Source organism: Pseudomonas sp. ARP3, from assembly GCF_001029595.1.
Taxonomy (GTDB): domain Bacteria; phylum Pseudomonadota; class Gammaproteobacteria; order Pseudomonadales; family Pseudomonadaceae; genus Aquipseudomonas; species Aquipseudomonas rhodesiae.
This window is the reverse complement of record NZ_LEKF01000009.1, coordinates 143,570-158,004: the sequence shown is the minus strand read 5'-3', so window position 1 is coordinate 158,004 and position 14,435 is coordinate 143,570. Positions and strand designations below refer to the sequence as shown.

The window sequence follows — 14,435 nt, the reverse complement described above, 5'->3', positions numbered from 1 at the left end:
TCAGGCCGCGCCTAGTTACTCGAACCAATGGGCTCGGGCGGCCATGATCAACTTGCCGGCACGATCTTCGTCAATGCCGTCGATGTCGAGCAGATCGTCAATAGACTGCTCGGCCAGGTCTTCGCGGGTAATTACGCCGCGCACCGCCAGTTCCATCGCCAAATCCTTGTCCATACCCTCAAGCGAGAGCAGGTCTTCGGCCGGATGGGCGTCTGCCAGCTTTTCCTCAGTAGCGATGGCTTTAGTCAACAAGCGATCCTTGGCCCGAGCGCGAAGCTCGTTGACGATATCTTCGTCAAAGCCGTCGATGTTGAGCATTTCTTCCAACGGTACGTAGGCAATCTCTTCCAGGCTGGTGAAACCTTCATCTACCAGAACCTGTGCCAATTCTTCATCGACTTCCAACTCTTCGATGAAGTTGCGCAGGATGTCGCCGGTTTCAGCTTGCTGCTTAGCCTGGATGTCCGATTCGGTCATCACGTTCAGGGTCCAACCGGTCAGTTGGCTGGCCAGACGCACGTTCTGACCACCACGACCAATGGCCTGAGCCAGATTGTCTGCGCCAACGGCGATGTCCATGGCATGGGCATCTTCGTCAACGATAATTGCCGCCACTTCAGCCGGCGACATGGCGTTGATCACGAACTGCGCCGGGTTATCGTCCCACAGGACGATATCCACACGCTCACCGCCCAACTCACCGGACACCGCCTGAACGCGCGAACCGCGCATACCAATACAAGCGCCCTGCGGGTCGATACGTTTGTCCTTGGAGCGGACCGCGATTTTGGCGCGCGAACCCGGGTCACGGGACGCAGCCATCACTTCGATCAGACCTTCGGCAATTTCCGGCACCTCGATACGGAACAGCTCGATCAGCATTTCCGGTGCGGTACGCGACAGGATCAACTGAGGGCCGCGGTTCTCGGTGCGGATTTCCTTGAGCAGCGCACGCAAACGCACGCCGACACGGAAGGTTTCGCGAGAGATGATGTCTTCACGGGCCAGCAACGCTTCGGCGTTGTTACCCAGGTCGACGATCACATTGTCGCGAGTTACTTTTTTAACGGTACCGGAGATGATCTCACCCAGGCGTTCGCGATAGGCGTCAACGACTTGAGCGCGCTCGGCTTCGCGAACCTTCTGCACGATGACCTGTTTAGCAGTCTGTGCAGCAATACGGCCGAATTCAATCGATTCGATCTTTTCTTCGACGACATCACCGACCTTTGCGCCAGGGTGCGTTTCAGCAACCTTGCTCGGCCAGGTTTCGATGGCCGGATCATCAAGATCGGCTTCTTCGACGACCGTCCAGCGACGGAAAGTCTCATAGGCACCGGTGTGGCGGTTAATTTCCACACGCAGATCAACTTCGTCTTCAAAACGCTTTTTGGTAGCAGTGGCCAAAGCCAGCTCCAACGCTTCAAAAATCACGTTTGCCGGTACGCCCTTTTCATTGGATACCGACTCAACAACCAGCAGTACTTCTTTGCTCATCGTACGCCTCGCCTTTCGCAAGCCATTGGATCCGCGGGATCCGCGTCTCAGTCAAAACTGGGAATAATGTTGGCCTTGTCGACCATATCGATCGGCAACAGGAACTCATGGTCTTCTACCTGCACCACGACGTCCTGCTCTTCTACACCGCGTAGAAGGCCCTGAAAGTTGCGTCGCCCTTCAAAGGGAGATCGCAGCTTGATCTTCACTTGTTCACCGACATATTTAGCAAACTGCTCGAGAGTGAACAGTGGGCGTTCCATGCCTGGCGAGGAAACTTCAAGGGTGTACTCAACGGAAATTGGATCTTCAACATCCAACACACCACTGATCTGACGGCTGACAATGGCACAATCGTCCACCAGCACGCCGCCCTCTTTATCGATATAAACGCGCAACATTGAGTGGCGACCTTGAGCCGAAAACTCAATACCCCAGCATTCATAGCCTAGGGCCACGACCACCGGGGCCAGCAAGGCCTGCAACTCTTCTAGCTTGCTCGACACCTGAACCCCCTCGTGCATGTATGTGCATGCTGTGCAAAATAAAAAAATGGGCGAAACGCCCATCCTTGAAACGCCGTCGAACAGCGGCGTTGAAAGTGTCCAGCTAACAAAAAGCCCCTTAAAAGGGGCTCCGCTAAAACTGGTTGCGGGGGCCGGATTTGAACCGACGACCTTCGGGTTATGAGCCCGACGAGCTACCAGACTGCTCCACCCCGCGACAAAGCTGGGGCGGAAGTATACGACCGATCCCTTACAGGGTCAATGTAACCTTCCACCTACAAGAAAGCCCGCAACAGCGGGCTCTCCTGATAATTGGTACCGAGAAGGGGACTCGAACCCCTACACCCTATGGGCACAACCACCTCAAGGTTGCGTGTCTACCAATTCCACCACCTCGGCAATACAGCGTTTAAAACCCTTCTTACTTCTGCTCTTGAGCTGGAGGTACGTCAGTCGCTGGAGTAGCCGACTTTTGCTCTTGAAGCACCGGGACATCATCAGAAGCCGGTTTTGCTTTAGGTACTTCTAACACTGCTGGATCTGGCAAACCTACTTGAGTCAGCATATGAGCTTTCTCTTTAGCAAAGTAACCTAACCCCAAGCTGGTTATGAAGAAACCGGCGGCAAGTATAGCAGTAAACTTACTAAGAAAGGTAGAGGAACCTTGGCTTCCGAACACAGTATTTGAAGCACCTGCACCGAAAGACGCACCAGCATCCGCACCTTTACCCTGTTGCAACAAAACCAGGGCAACTACGCCCAGGGCAGCCAACAGATGAAAAACGACTACGACTGTTTCCAGCATTTTTTCAGTTTCCCGCGGCGCGACAAATCGCACCGAACTCATCTGCATTCAGGGAAGCTCCACCAATGAGCCCCCCATCGATATCCGGCATGCCGAACAGTTCGACCGCATTGGCCGCCTTCACGCTGCCGCCGTATAGAAGACGCACACCTTGTGCGACTTCAGAATTCTCTGCCGCCAACTGAGCGCGGATGGCTGCGTGCACATCCTGCGCCTGTTGCGGTGTAGCAGTCAGCCCGGTACCAATGGCCCAGACCGGCTCATAAGCAATGACCGCCTTTGCAAACGCGCCAACGCCCAACTCTTCAATGATGCTGCCAAGCTGACGCGAGACAACCTCAAGAGTCTTGCCGGATTCGCGCTGCTCCAGGGTCTCCCCTATACACAACACAGGAACCAGGCCACATGCTTGTGCTGCTGCGAACTTGCGATTGAGGGTGCCATCCCGCTCACCCATTATCTGGCGACGCTCGGAATGCCCAACAAGCACAAATGAACATCCCGCGTCGACCAACTGACTTGGCGCAATCTCGCCAGTCAAAGCACCTTGCATGGCCTCCACTGCAGAATTCTGCGCGCCGACCTGAATCGACTTACCTTTCAAGCCATCAACCACCTGGGTGATATGCAAGCAAGGCGGGAAAACCGCAACATCAACACCGCTAGGCAAAGCCAAGTGACGAAGGCCATTGATCAGCTCAGCGACACTGGCGCGGGTACCGTGCATCTTCCAGTTACCAGCTACCATAGTGCGACGCATGCTGTACCTCGTCGGTCAAAGTGGGCGCAGATGTTACCCAACCACATCATCACTGGCAAGCCGAATTCAGGCGCAAACTTCAGTTACCAGTTTCGCCAGGTCTTCTGCATGGCCACGGACCTGTATTTCATCTTCCCCTTCGACCATGACACGCACCAGAGGCTCGGTCCCGGACTTACGCAACAACACGCGTCCACGGCCAGCCATCGCTTGGGTCACGCGCTCGCACGCTTCCTTAACAGCAGGGTGCTCGATTGGGTTTTCGCCACCGGCAAAGCGCACATTGAGCAGCACCTGCGGGCATTTACGCATGGCCTGACGCGCTTGAGCGAGGCTCTCTTCACGACGCCGCAGCGCAAGCAACACCTGCAATGCAGCGATAATGGCATCACCTGTCGTGGTGTGCTGGAAGCAGACAACATGCCCGGAGTTCTCGCCCCCCACCTGCCAATTTCGCTCCAGGAGCTCAGCAATCACATAACGGTCCCCAACATTCGCGCGAATGAAAGGAATGCCTAATTCCGCCAGAGCCAACTCAAGGCCCAGATTGCTCATCAGTGTCCCAACGACACCGCCCTGTAACTTGTTACGCTCATGCAGATCGCGAGCAATGATGAATAACAGATCATCACCGTCTACTACAGTACCGGTGTGATCCACCATCAACACACGGTCACCGTCGCCATCAAAGGCAATCCCCAGATCGGCATGCTGAGCCAAAACTGCGGCCTGCAATTGCTCCATATGAGTAGAACCGCAATTCTCGTTGATGTTCAAACCGTTAGGCTGGGCCGACAGCACTGTCACATCAGCGCCCAACTCCTTGAATACGCTTGGCGCCACTTTGTAAGTCGCACCGTGAGCGCAATCGACAACGATTTTAAGGCCAGCGAAATTAGTACTGCTTGGCACACTGCTTTTGCAAAATTCGATGTAGCGGCCCGATGCATCATTGATACGTGACACTTTGCCCAACTTACTGGACTCGACCACTGTCATGGGGGCATCCAGCAACTCCTCGATCATTAACTCGATTTCGTCCGGCAGTTTAGTGCCCTGCCCAGAGAAGAATTTGATGCCGTTGTCGTCGTGAGGGTTGTGAGAAGCGCTGATCACAATACCGGCCTCAGCATGAAACGTGCGCGTCAGGTAAGCGATCGCCGGCGTAGGCATTGGCCCCAACAACATCACATCCGCACCTGCAGCTGACAAACCAGCCTCAAGCGCTGATTCAAACATGTAACCGGAAATTCGAGTGTCCTTCCCCACCAGGATGCGGCACGCCCCCATACTGCGGAACGCCATGCCTGCCGCCCACCCCAACTTGAGCATAAAATCAGGAGTAATGGGAAACTCGCCGACCCGACCACGAATACCGTCGGTGCCAAAATATTTTTTAGTCATAAGTGCTCCATCATTCTTATTCGGCTGATTCTACTGCGGCAATCATACGCACCACGTCAACGGTCTCGGCGACATCATGCACGCGCAAAATCCGTGCACCTTTGGTCATGGCAAGCGCCGCCAGTGCAAGGCCGCCATACAGACGTTCGCCAACAGGACGATTCAACGCCAGCCCAATCATGCTCTTGCGCGACACCCCGACCAACAGGGGACGACCAAGGGCATGCAAGGACTCCATGTGTTTGAACAAACTTAAATTGTGCTGCAAAGTCTTGGCGAATCCAAAACCCGGATCCAGGATGAGCTGCTCCGGCGCTATTCCGACTGCCGCGCACTGAGCGATTCGCTCAGCCAGGAAACCCGTTACCTCACCTACCAGATCATCGTAATGGGGGTCGTCCTGCATATTCCCGGGCTCACCGAGCATATGCATCAGGCACACCGGCAATCCTGTAGCCGCAGCCGCATCCAAGGCTCCATCACGCCGTAGAGACCGCACATCATTGATCAATCCAGCCCCAAGTCGCGCGGTTTCGCGCATGACAGCCGGAGTCGATGTATCAACGGAGATGATCACATCCAGCTCACGTGCGATGCGCTCGACAATGGGAGCAACCCGCTCCAACTCCTCAAGTGGAGAAACTATACGAGCACCAGGCCGAGTCGATTCGCCGCCGACATCGATCAAGGTCGCACCAGCCGCCACCATCGCCTCGGCATGACGCAACGCTGCATCCTGCTGACTGAATCGGCCGCCGTCGGAAAAGGAATCGGGGGTTACATTGAGAATGCCCATGACATGCGTATGGGCCAAATCAAGAACCCGGTTGCCGCAAGGCAACCGGGTGGAGGACAACACAGAAGTCATTTCAAACCTTAGTGGTCAGCCGCAGGGCCGCCGATTGGGGTCTCAGGGCGTTCATTCTGAACAACGGGCGGAGTACCCGAGGTACCTGAACCACCCTCCCAGTCACGAGGCTCGCGCGGCGGACGACCCGCCATGATGTCGTCGATCTGATCAGCATCAATGGTTTCGTACTTCATCAGCGCATCGGCCATCGCGTCGAGCTTGTCGCGATTATCCGTGAGGATCTGCTTAGCAGTGCCGTAGCACTGATCAATGATGCTGCGCACCTCGGAATCGATCAGCTTGGCAGTCTCACCGGAGAAACTGGCATTTTGACCGCCACCACCACGCCCCAAGAACACTTCGCCATCTTCCTCGGCATACATAAGAGGGCCGAGTTTTTCGGACAAGCCCCACTTGGTCACCATATTTCGTGCAATCTGGCTGGCGCGCATGATGTCGTTGGAGGCGCCGGTGGTCACACCGTCAAAACCCAAGGTCATCTCTTCGGCAATCCGCCCGCCATACAGCGAACAGATCTGACTGATCAGCGCGCGCTTGGAGAGGCTATAACGGTCTTCCTCAGGCAGGAACATAGTCACGCCAAGTGCCCGGCCTCGTGGAATGATCGACACCTTGTAGACCGGGTCGTGCTCAGGCACAACGCGGCCCACAATAGCGTGACCAGCCTCGTGGTAAGCAGTGTTCTGCTTCTCTTTTTCGGACATAACCATGGATTTGCGCTCGGCGCCCATCATGATCTTGTCTTTTGCCAGCTCGAATTCTTTCATTTCAACAATGCGCTTGCCGGTACGCGCTGCAAACAACGACGCCTCGTTCACCAAGTTGGCAAGGTCGGCACCGGAAAAACCTGGGGTGCCACGAGCAATCACCGCAGGAGCAACGTCGTCGCCCATCGGCACTTTGCGCATATGAACTTTCAGAATCTGCTCGCGTCCACGAATGTCCGGCAGGCCAACCACGACCTGACGGTCGAAACGGCCTGGACGCAGTAACGCGGGGTCAAGCACATCAGGACGGTTGGTTGCGGCGATGACGATAATGCCGTCATTCATCTCGAAACCATCCATCTCCACGAGCAATTGGTTGAGCGTTTGCTCGCGCTCATCGTGACCACCGCCCATGCCCGCACCACGATGACGACCAACGGCGTCAATTTCGTCGATAAAGATAATGCACGGCGCATGCTTCTTAGCTTGCTCGAACATATCGCGAACACGGCTTGCGCCGACACCGACGAACATTTCGACAAAGTCAGAACCGGAAATCGTGAAGAACGGCACCTTGGCTTCACCAGCAATCGCCTTGGCCAGCAAGGTTTTACCAGTACCCGGAGGACCGACCATCAGCACACCGCGCGGAATACGCCCACCAAGGCGCTGAAATTTGCCCGGATCGCGCAGGAACTCGACGAGCTCGCCCACTTCCTCTTTAGCTTCATCACAACCGGCAACGTCGGCCAGAGTGGTTTTCACCTGATCTTCGGAGAGCAGGCGTGCCTTGCTCTTCCCGAAGCTCATCGGCCCACCCTTGCCTCCCGCGCCGCCTTGCATCTGGCGCATGAAGAACATGAACACAGCAATGATCACCAGGATTGGGAAGCTGGCTACCAATAGCTGGGTCCAGATGCTCTGTTGCTCCGGCTGCTTACCTTCAACGACGACATGGTTGTCCACCAGATCGCCGATCAGACCGTTGTCCTGGATTGCCGGACGAATCGTCTTGAAGCTGTCGCCATCGGTGCGTTTGCCGGTGATCACGTAGCCATCAACCGCTACGCGCTCGACCTTTCCATCCTTAACTTGCTGGATGAAGTCGGAATAGTTGAGGGTCTGCGGCTCGTTAGGGCTGGAGAAGTTGTTCATCACCGTCACCAGGACAGCCGCGATGATCAACCACAGGATCAGATTCTTTGCCATATCGTTCAATTAACTACCCTCTGAAGCAAGCTCCGCTGCTGGCGCGCGCTTCGCATGATATTCACCGACCTAACTTACTACATTACCTACAACTCTGGCAGGCACCGTCTGTAACCCTTTGTGAAACTTTGACTACACAATATTCGTAAAGCTTCATGACGAAAGCGATATAAAAAAACCTATCGACTCCGTTGAAACCTTCAAAGACGCTCATCACTCGCGGCGCCTTCGATGCCACGGAACCCTCGAGCCAACAGATATTGCTCGCGGGATCGATCCCTTGAGGAGTCCGGCTTGCGCATCTGCACCTTATCGAACAGCTTACGGATATTCTTGTGGTACTCGTCAAAACCTTCACCCTGGAAGACTTTGACCAGGAAATCACCGCCTGGGCGCAATACACGCCCTGCCAGATCCAACGCCAATTCACACAGGAACATGGCGCGTGGCATATCAACTGCCGGTAATCCACTCATATTGGGTGCCATGTCGGAAATCACAAGGTCCACCTGCGAATTTCCTACAGCCTCAAGGATCTCGGCCAGCACGGCATCCTGAGTGAAATCACCATGAACAAAGGTCACATCCGGGATGCTGTCCATCTCCAGGATGTCGGACGCGATCAACCGCCCCTGACCACCAATCAGACGACTGGCCACCTGCGACCAACCACCTGGGGCTGCCCCCAAGTCGATAACGCTCATGCCTGGCCGGAATAATTTATCCTTGTCCTGCAGCTCCAGCAGCTTATAGCTAGCCCGGGAGCGGTAGCCGTCCTTCTGCGCCTTTTTGACGTAAGGATCGTTGAAATGTTCTTTTAGCCAGTTAAGGCTGGTTTTGGAACGGGCCACGGGCCACCTCGAAAATAAAACGGGTCGTGATTAACTGGGCGGTCCCGGACTCGCTCGGGTAAACTGGCCGCCGCTTTTTACAAGATCAGACGCAGGGGTCAGATTATGCCGCTCACTCAAGAGCAGAAGAAACAGTACAAATCCATTGGCCACCATCTGAAACCAGTTCTGATTGTGGCAGACAACGGTTTGACTGAGGGTGTGCTAGCCGAATTCGAGCGCGCACTCAACGATCACGAACTGATCAAAATCAAGGTCAACATCCTTGATCGCGAAGCACGTCTGGCCGCCATTGCAGAACTGTGCAAAGTGGGCAAAGCAGATCTGGTTCAGGTTATCGGCAAGATGGCGCTGCTGTATCGCAAGAATTTCAGCGTCAACAAGCAACTGTCGAACGTTCATCGCTTCAAATGAGAAAAGAGTCAAGGGCGTGCTTTGCGCGCCCCGCCACTCCATCCCGGCGCAGGCTGCACAACTAGCACGAGCCCCGAGAAACCTAGCACAAGATAGCTGAATAGCCGCCAGCGCAACGCCTCAGGCAGCCAGAGATGCACGACGCAGTACATCGCGCAAGCATACAGCGCCATCAACAGCAGTTGCCCTCGAATATCCCGCCACAAACTCTCCAAACCTTCAGCCTTGATCAACACCAATGCTTGAAGCAATACGCACGCTGCCGCAAAGCCCACCAACAACGCACTGAGCATTCCGTCGAGCTCATCGATCAGCAACGGCGCCAAGCCAATCAAACCGAGTGCCGGCAGCACCCCAATATGGAGCAGCCACAAACCACCGACCCACAACATCTGAGTGAGTTGCCAGAGCATGGCGCCCGCACGAAGCGGGCGCCGCCTTTCAGATGTGACGAACTTCGACAATCTCGTACTCGATCACGCCACTTGGCGTTTTGACGGCGACCACGTCACCCTCTTCCTTGGCGATCAAGGCACGTGCAATAGGCGAACCGACAGAGATTTTGCCCTGCTTGATGTCAGCCTCGTCCTCACCCACGATGTGGTAAGTCACGCTTTCGTCCGTCTCAACGTTGGCGATTTCGACAGTGGTACCGAAAATCACCTTGCCGGTGTGCGGAATAGTGGTCACATCGATGATCACAGCATTTTGCATGCGACCTTCGATATCACGAATCCGCGCCTCGACCATACCCTGCTGCTCGCGAGCAGCGTGATATTCAGCGTTCTCCTTCAAGTCACCCAGCTCACGGGCCGTACCGATGTCCTGGCTCAGCTTCGGACGTACGACCTTGGTCAGGTGGGCGTGCTCCTCTTCCAGGGCGCGAGCGCCCTGAACAGTCATTGGATATTTGGTAATGCTCATGCCTTCAATCCTGCGTGTAGATCCTGCAAGCGACGAACGGTCTTTTCTGGACCGAACTTAAGTGCTTCACAGATAGCTTCGCCAGCAGCAATGGTGGTGGTGCAGTAAATCTTGTGCTGCAAGGCGTTACGACGAATGGAGTAGGAATCCGCGATCGACTGACGACCTTCGGTCGTGTTGATGATCAGAGTGACTTCGTCATTCTTGATCATGTCGACCACATGCGGACGACCTTCCGTTACCTTGTTCACGCGGCGCACCTTAAGGCCGGCAGCCTCGATCAACTTGGCAGTCCCTGCGGTGGCAACGACTTCGAAGCCCAAGTTGATCAGATCACGCGCCACGCCTGCAACCAGCGGCTTGTCGTCATCGCGAACACTGATGAACGCAGTACCGCCGGTCGGCAGAATTTCGCTGGCCCCCATCTGTGCTTTAGCAAAAGCCTCACCGAACGTGTCGCCCACGCCCATCACCTCACCGGTAGACTTCATCTCTGGGCCCAGGATCGGGTCCACGCCAGGGAATTTGGCGAATGGGAACACCGCCTCCTTCACGCTGTAGAAGTTCGGGATGATTTCTTTGGTGAAACCGATTTCTTTCAGAGTCTTACCGGCCATCACGCGCGCAGCGATCATGGCCAGGGACACGCCGATGCACTTGGACACAAATGGCACGGTACGCGAAGCTCGTGGGTTGACCTCGATGACGTAGATGTCTTCGCCTTGCAACGCCAACTGCACGTTCATCAGACCGACCACGCCCAACTCCAAAGCCATTTTCTTGACCTGGTCGCGCATCACATCCTGAATGTGCGCCGGCAGCGAGTAAGGCGGCAGCGAGCAAGCAGAGTCACCGGAGTGAACACCGGCCTGCTCGATGTGCTGCATGATCGCGCCGATCACTACGTCGGTGCCATCGCAGACCGCATCCACGTCCATTTCGATGGCGCAGTTGAGGAAGTGGTCCAGCAGCACCGGGCTGTCGTTGGACACTTTCACAGCATCGCGCAGGTAGCGCTTGAGTTCTTCTTCTTCGTAAACGATTTCCATCGCTCGGCCGCCCAGCACATAAGACGGGCGCACCACCAACGGATAGCCAATTTTGCTGGCCGCACGAATCGCTTCATCTTCGCTACGCACGGTGGCGTTTGGCGGCTGACGCAGGTTCAAGCGCTCAACCATTTGCTGGAAACGCTCACGGTCTTCTGCACGGTCGATGGCGTCCGGGCTGGTACCGATAATTGGCACACCAGCAGCTTCCAAGGCACGCGCCAGCTTCAGCGGAGTCTGGCCGCCGTACTGAACGATCACGCCTTTAGGCTTCTCGACACGCACGATTTCCAGCACGTCTTCCAGGGTCACCGGCTCGAAGTACAGACGATCAGAAGTATCGTAATCGGTGGAAACGGTTTCCGGGTTGCAGTTGACCATGATGGTCTCGTACCCGTCTTCGCGCAGGGCGAGAGCAGCGTGTACGCAGCAGTAGTCAAATTCGATGCCCTGGCCGATACGGTTAGGACCGCCACCCAGGATCATGATCTTGTCGCGACCCGACGGCGCCGCTTCGCACTCTTCCTCGTAGGTGGAGTACAGATAAGCGGTATCGGTGGAGAACTCGGCCGCGCAAGTATCCACGCGCTTGTAGACCGGGAAGATCTCCAGCTTGTGGCGATGAGTGCGCAGGTTCTTCTCGGTCACACCCAGCAACTTGGCCAGGCGCTGGTCGGAGAAGCCCTTGCGCTTGAGGCGGAACATCATGTCGCGGTCGATGCTGGCCAGACCCAGGGTCTTGACCTTCTCTTCTTCCTTGATCAGATCTTCGATCTGCACCAGGAACCATGGGTCGATCATGTTCATGCCGAAGATGTCTTCGACACTCAGGCCGGCACGGAATGCATCAGCGACGTACCAGATCCGCTCGGCACCCGGCACGGTCAGTTCGCGCTTGAGCACGCTCATGCTTTCCGGGTTGCTCAGATCGAGCTTTTCATCCAGGCCGCACACGCCGACTTCCAGGCCACGCAGAGCTTTCTGCAAGGACTCCTGGAAGGTCCGGCCGATGGCCATCACTTCGCCCACGGACTTCATCTGGGTAGTCAGGCGCGCATCCGCTTTGGCGAACTTCTCAAAAGCAAAGCGCGGCAGCTTGGTCACCACGTAGTCGATGGACGGCTCGAAGGACGCTGGGGTTTTGCCGCCAGTGATGTCGTTCGACAGTTCATCCAAGGTATAACCCACGGCCAGTTTGGCCGCGACTTTGGCGATCGGGAAACCCGTGGCCTTAGAAGCCAATGCCGAAGAACGGGAAACACGCGGGTTCATTTCGATCACGACCATACGGCCGGTGTTCGGGCAGATCCCGAACTGAACGTTGGAACCGCCGGTTTCTACACCGATCTCGCGCAATACCGCCAGGGAGGCGTTACGCAGGATCTGATATTCCTTATCGGTCAGGGTCTGCGCTGGCGCCACGGTGATGGAGTCACCGGTGTGCACGCCCATCGGGTCGAAGTTTTCGATGGAGCAGACGATGATGCAGTTGTCTTTCTTATCGCGAACAACCTCCATCTCGTATTCTTTCCAACCGATCAAGGATTCGTCGATCAGCAGCTCTTTGGTCGGCGACAGGTCCAGACCACGGGCGCAGATTTCTTCGAATTCTTCACGGTTGTAGGCAATACCACCACCGGTGCCGCCCATGGTGAAGGACGGACGGATGATGCATGGGAAACCCAAGGTCTCGAGGACCGCATTGGCTTCCTCCATGCTGTGGGCGATACCGGAGCGCGGGCAGGCCAGGCCGATGGACTTCATGGCCTTGTCGAAGCGCGAGCGGTCTTCGGCTTTGTCGATGGTGTCGGCATTGGCGCCGATCATCTCTACGCCGAACTTCTCCAGAACGCCTTCGCGCTCCAGATCCAGGGCGCAGTTCAGGGCAGTCTGGCCACCCATGGTCGGCAGCAACGCGTCCGGACGCTCTTTCTCGATGATCTTGGCAACCGTCTGCCATTTGATCGGCTCGATGTAGGTCGCGTCAGCCATCGCCGGGTCGGTCATGATGGTGGCTGGGTTGGAGTTCACCAGGATGACGCGGTAGCCCTCTTCGCGCAGGGCTTTACAGGCCTGGGCGCCGGAGTAGTCGAACTCGCAGGCCTGGCCGATCACAATCGGGCCAGCGCCGAGAATCAGGATGCTTTTTATGTCTGTACGTTTTGGCATGGGTTTGTCACTCAAATCCGCAGGTCAGTCGGCAAGCCGTCTTGAACAATCTTTAGAGAGCCCGCGAGGGCCACCGGGTTTCGGGGCCGCCCGCAGGCTGCTCAGTCAGCGTCGCTTGGCCATCTCATTGATGAAACGGTCGAACAGCGGCGCTACGTCGTTCGGGCCCGGGCTGGCTTCAGGGTGGCCCTGGAAGCTGAACGCGCTCTTGTCGGTGCGCTCGATGCCTTGCAGGGAACCGTCAAACAGCGACTTATGAATCGCGCGGACGTTGGCCGGCAAGGTGGCTTCATCCACCGCAAAACCGTGGTTCTGGCTGGTGATCATCACGACACCAGTGTCCAAGTCCTGAACAGGGTGGTTGGCGCCGTGGTGGCCGTGCCCCATTTTCAGGGTTTTAGCACCGGAGGCCAGAGCCAGCAGTTGGTGGCCGAGGCAGATACCGAATACCGGAATCTCGGTTTCCAGTACTTCCTTAATGGCCTGGATGGCGTAGTCGCAAGGCTCAGGGTCACCCGGGCCGTTGGACAGGAACACGCCATCCGGTTGCAGAGCAAGCACGTCGCTGGCTGGGGTTTGCGCAGGTACCACGGTCACGCGGCAGCCACGCTCGACCAGCATGCGCAGGATGTTGCACTTGACGCCGTAGTCGTAAGCGACCACGTGATAAGGCAACTCGGCAGCATCGATGGTCGCATGGCTATCTGTCTTCAAATCCCAGACCGTGGAGCGCCATTCGTACTTCTCTTTGACGCTGACAACTTTCGCCAGGTCCATGCCCTTCAGGCCAGGGAAGCCTTGTGCCGCGGCGATCGCCGCCTCTTCGGAAATATTGTCGCCGACCATGATGCAGCCGTTCTGCGAGCCTTTTTCACGCAGGATGCGCGTAAGGCGACGCGTATCGATACCAGCGATCGCCACCACATTGTTGGCTTTGAGGTAATCGGACAGTGACATCGTGTTGCGCCAGTTGCTCGCAACCAGTGGCAGATCACGAATCACCAGCCCCGCCGACCAGACACGATCAGACTCGACATCTTCCGGCGTAGTACCGGTGTTGCCGATATGTGGATAGGTCAGGGTAACGATCTGTTGGGCGTAGGAAGGATCGGTAAGGATTTCCTGATAGCCGGTCATGGCAGTGTTAAACACTACCTCTCCAACGGTTTGACCGTCGGCTCCAATGGCTTCGCCGCGAAAAATGCTGCCATCAGCAAGGGCGAGTATGGCTGGCTTAGTCAAGAAGACCTCCCGTAAATAAAGCCTGAA

13 protein-coding genes and 2 tRNA genes are annotated in these 14,435 nt (G+C 56.3%); 1 reads left to right on the top strand and 14 read right to left on the bottom strand.

Features of this window, described 5'->3' with window-relative positions:
* Nucleotides 1–15: 15 nt before the first annotated feature.
* From nusA to rlmE, 10 genes are all read right to left on the bottom strand, one after another.
* Complete coding sequence (nusA, locus tag ABX75_RS13050; protein ID WP_034100716.1) at nt 16–1,497, bottom strand: transcription termination factor NusA; 1,482 nt, start codon at nt 1,495–1,497, stop codon at nt 16–18.
* 47 nt (nt 1,498–1,544) lie between these two features.
* Complete coding sequence (gene rimP / locus ABX75_RS13045) at nt 1,545–2,003, bottom strand: ribosome maturation factor RimP (RefSeq protein ID WP_034100945.1); 459 nt, start codon at nt 2,001–2,003, stop codon at nt 1,545–1,547.
* A gap of 140 nt (nt 2,004–2,143) precedes the next feature.
* Nucleotides 2,144–2,220: transfer RNA gene (locus ABX75_RS13040), tRNA-Met, on the bottom strand.
* A 96-nt stretch (nt 2,221–2,316) separates the two neighbouring features.
* Nucleotides 2,317–2,402: transfer RNA gene (locus tag ABX75_RS13035), tRNA-Leu, on the bottom strand.
* Between the two features lie 22 nt (nt 2,403–2,424).
* Complete coding sequence (secG, locus tag ABX75_RS13030; protein ID WP_034100718.1) at nt 2,425–2,808, bottom strand: preprotein translocase subunit SecG; 384 nt, start codon at nt 2,806–2,808, stop codon at nt 2,425–2,427.
* Nucleotides 2,809–2,812: 4 nt separating this feature from the next.
* Nucleotides 2,813–3,568, bottom strand: coding sequence for a triose-phosphate isomerase (gene tpiA, locus ABX75_RS13025; protein WP_047882054.1), 756 nt, complete (start codon nt 3,566–3,568; stop codon nt 2,813–2,815).
* Nucleotides 3,569–3,634: 66 nt separating this feature from the next.
* Nucleotides 3,635–4,972, bottom strand: a complete 1,338-nt coding sequence (glmM, locus tag ABX75_RS13020) for a phosphoglucosamine mutase (RefSeq protein ID WP_034100722.1) — start codon at nt 4,970–4,972, stop codon at nt 3,635–3,637.
* Between the two features lie 16 nt (nt 4,973–4,988).
* A complete protein-coding gene (gene folP, locus ABX75_RS13015) occupies nt 4,989–5,840 on the bottom strand; it encodes a dihydropteroate synthase (protein WP_047882053.1) in 852 nt (283 codons plus the stop codon).
* Nucleotides 5,841–5,848: 8 nt separating this feature from the next.
* Entirely contained in the window at nt 5,849–7,759 is a 1,911-nt protein-coding gene (gene ftsH / locus ABX75_RS13010; protein ID WP_034100726.1) for an ATP-dependent zinc metalloprotease FtsH, read from the bottom strand.
* Nucleotides 7,760–7,959: 200 nt separating this feature from the next.
* Nucleotides 7,960–8,610: a 23S rRNA (uridine(2552)-2'-O)-methyltransferase RlmE gene (gene rlmE / locus ABX75_RS13005; RefSeq protein WP_034100727.1), complete on the bottom strand. Its 651-nt coding sequence runs from the start codon at nt 8,608–8,610 to the stop codon at nt 7,960–7,962.
* Between the two features lie 105 nt (nt 8,611–8,715).
* Between rlmE and ABX75_RS13000 the strand changes: the two genes are divergently transcribed.
* A complete protein-coding gene (locus tag ABX75_RS13000) occupies nt 8,716–9,024 on the top strand; it encodes a YhbY family RNA-binding protein (RefSeq protein WP_010206607.1) in 309 nt (102 codons plus the stop codon).
* A gap of 8 nt (nt 9,025–9,032) precedes the next feature.
* Here ABX75_RS13000 and ABX75_RS12995 read toward each other — a convergent pair whose 3' ends face one another.
* The 4 genes from ABX75_RS12995 to carA form a co-directional block, all read right to left on the bottom strand.
* Nucleotides 9,033–9,437, bottom strand: a complete 405-nt coding sequence (locus tag ABX75_RS12995) for a hypothetical protein (RefSeq protein ID WP_034115105.1) — start codon at nt 9,435–9,437, stop codon at nt 9,033–9,035.
* A 28-nt stretch (nt 9,438–9,465) separates the two neighbouring features.
* On the bottom strand, nt 9,466–9,942 hold the full coding sequence (gene greA / locus ABX75_RS12990) for a transcription elongation factor GreA (RefSeq protein WP_034100946.1): 477 nt from the start codon (nt 9,940–9,942) through the stop codon (nt 9,466–9,468).
* 2 nt (nt 9,943–9,944) lie between these two features.
* A complete protein-coding gene (gene carB / locus ABX75_RS12985; RefSeq protein WP_034100733.1) occupies nt 9,945–13,166 on the bottom strand; it encodes a carbamoyl-phosphate synthase large subunit in 3,222 nt (1,073 codons plus the stop codon).
* Nucleotides 13,167–13,271: 105 nt separating this feature from the next.
* On the bottom strand, nt 13,272–14,408 hold the full coding sequence (gene carA, locus ABX75_RS12980; protein ID WP_047882052.1) for a glutamine-hydrolyzing carbamoyl-phosphate synthase small subunit: 1,137 nt from the start codon (nt 14,406–14,408) through the stop codon (nt 13,272–13,274).
* Nucleotides 14,409–14,435: the final 27 nt, after the last annotated feature.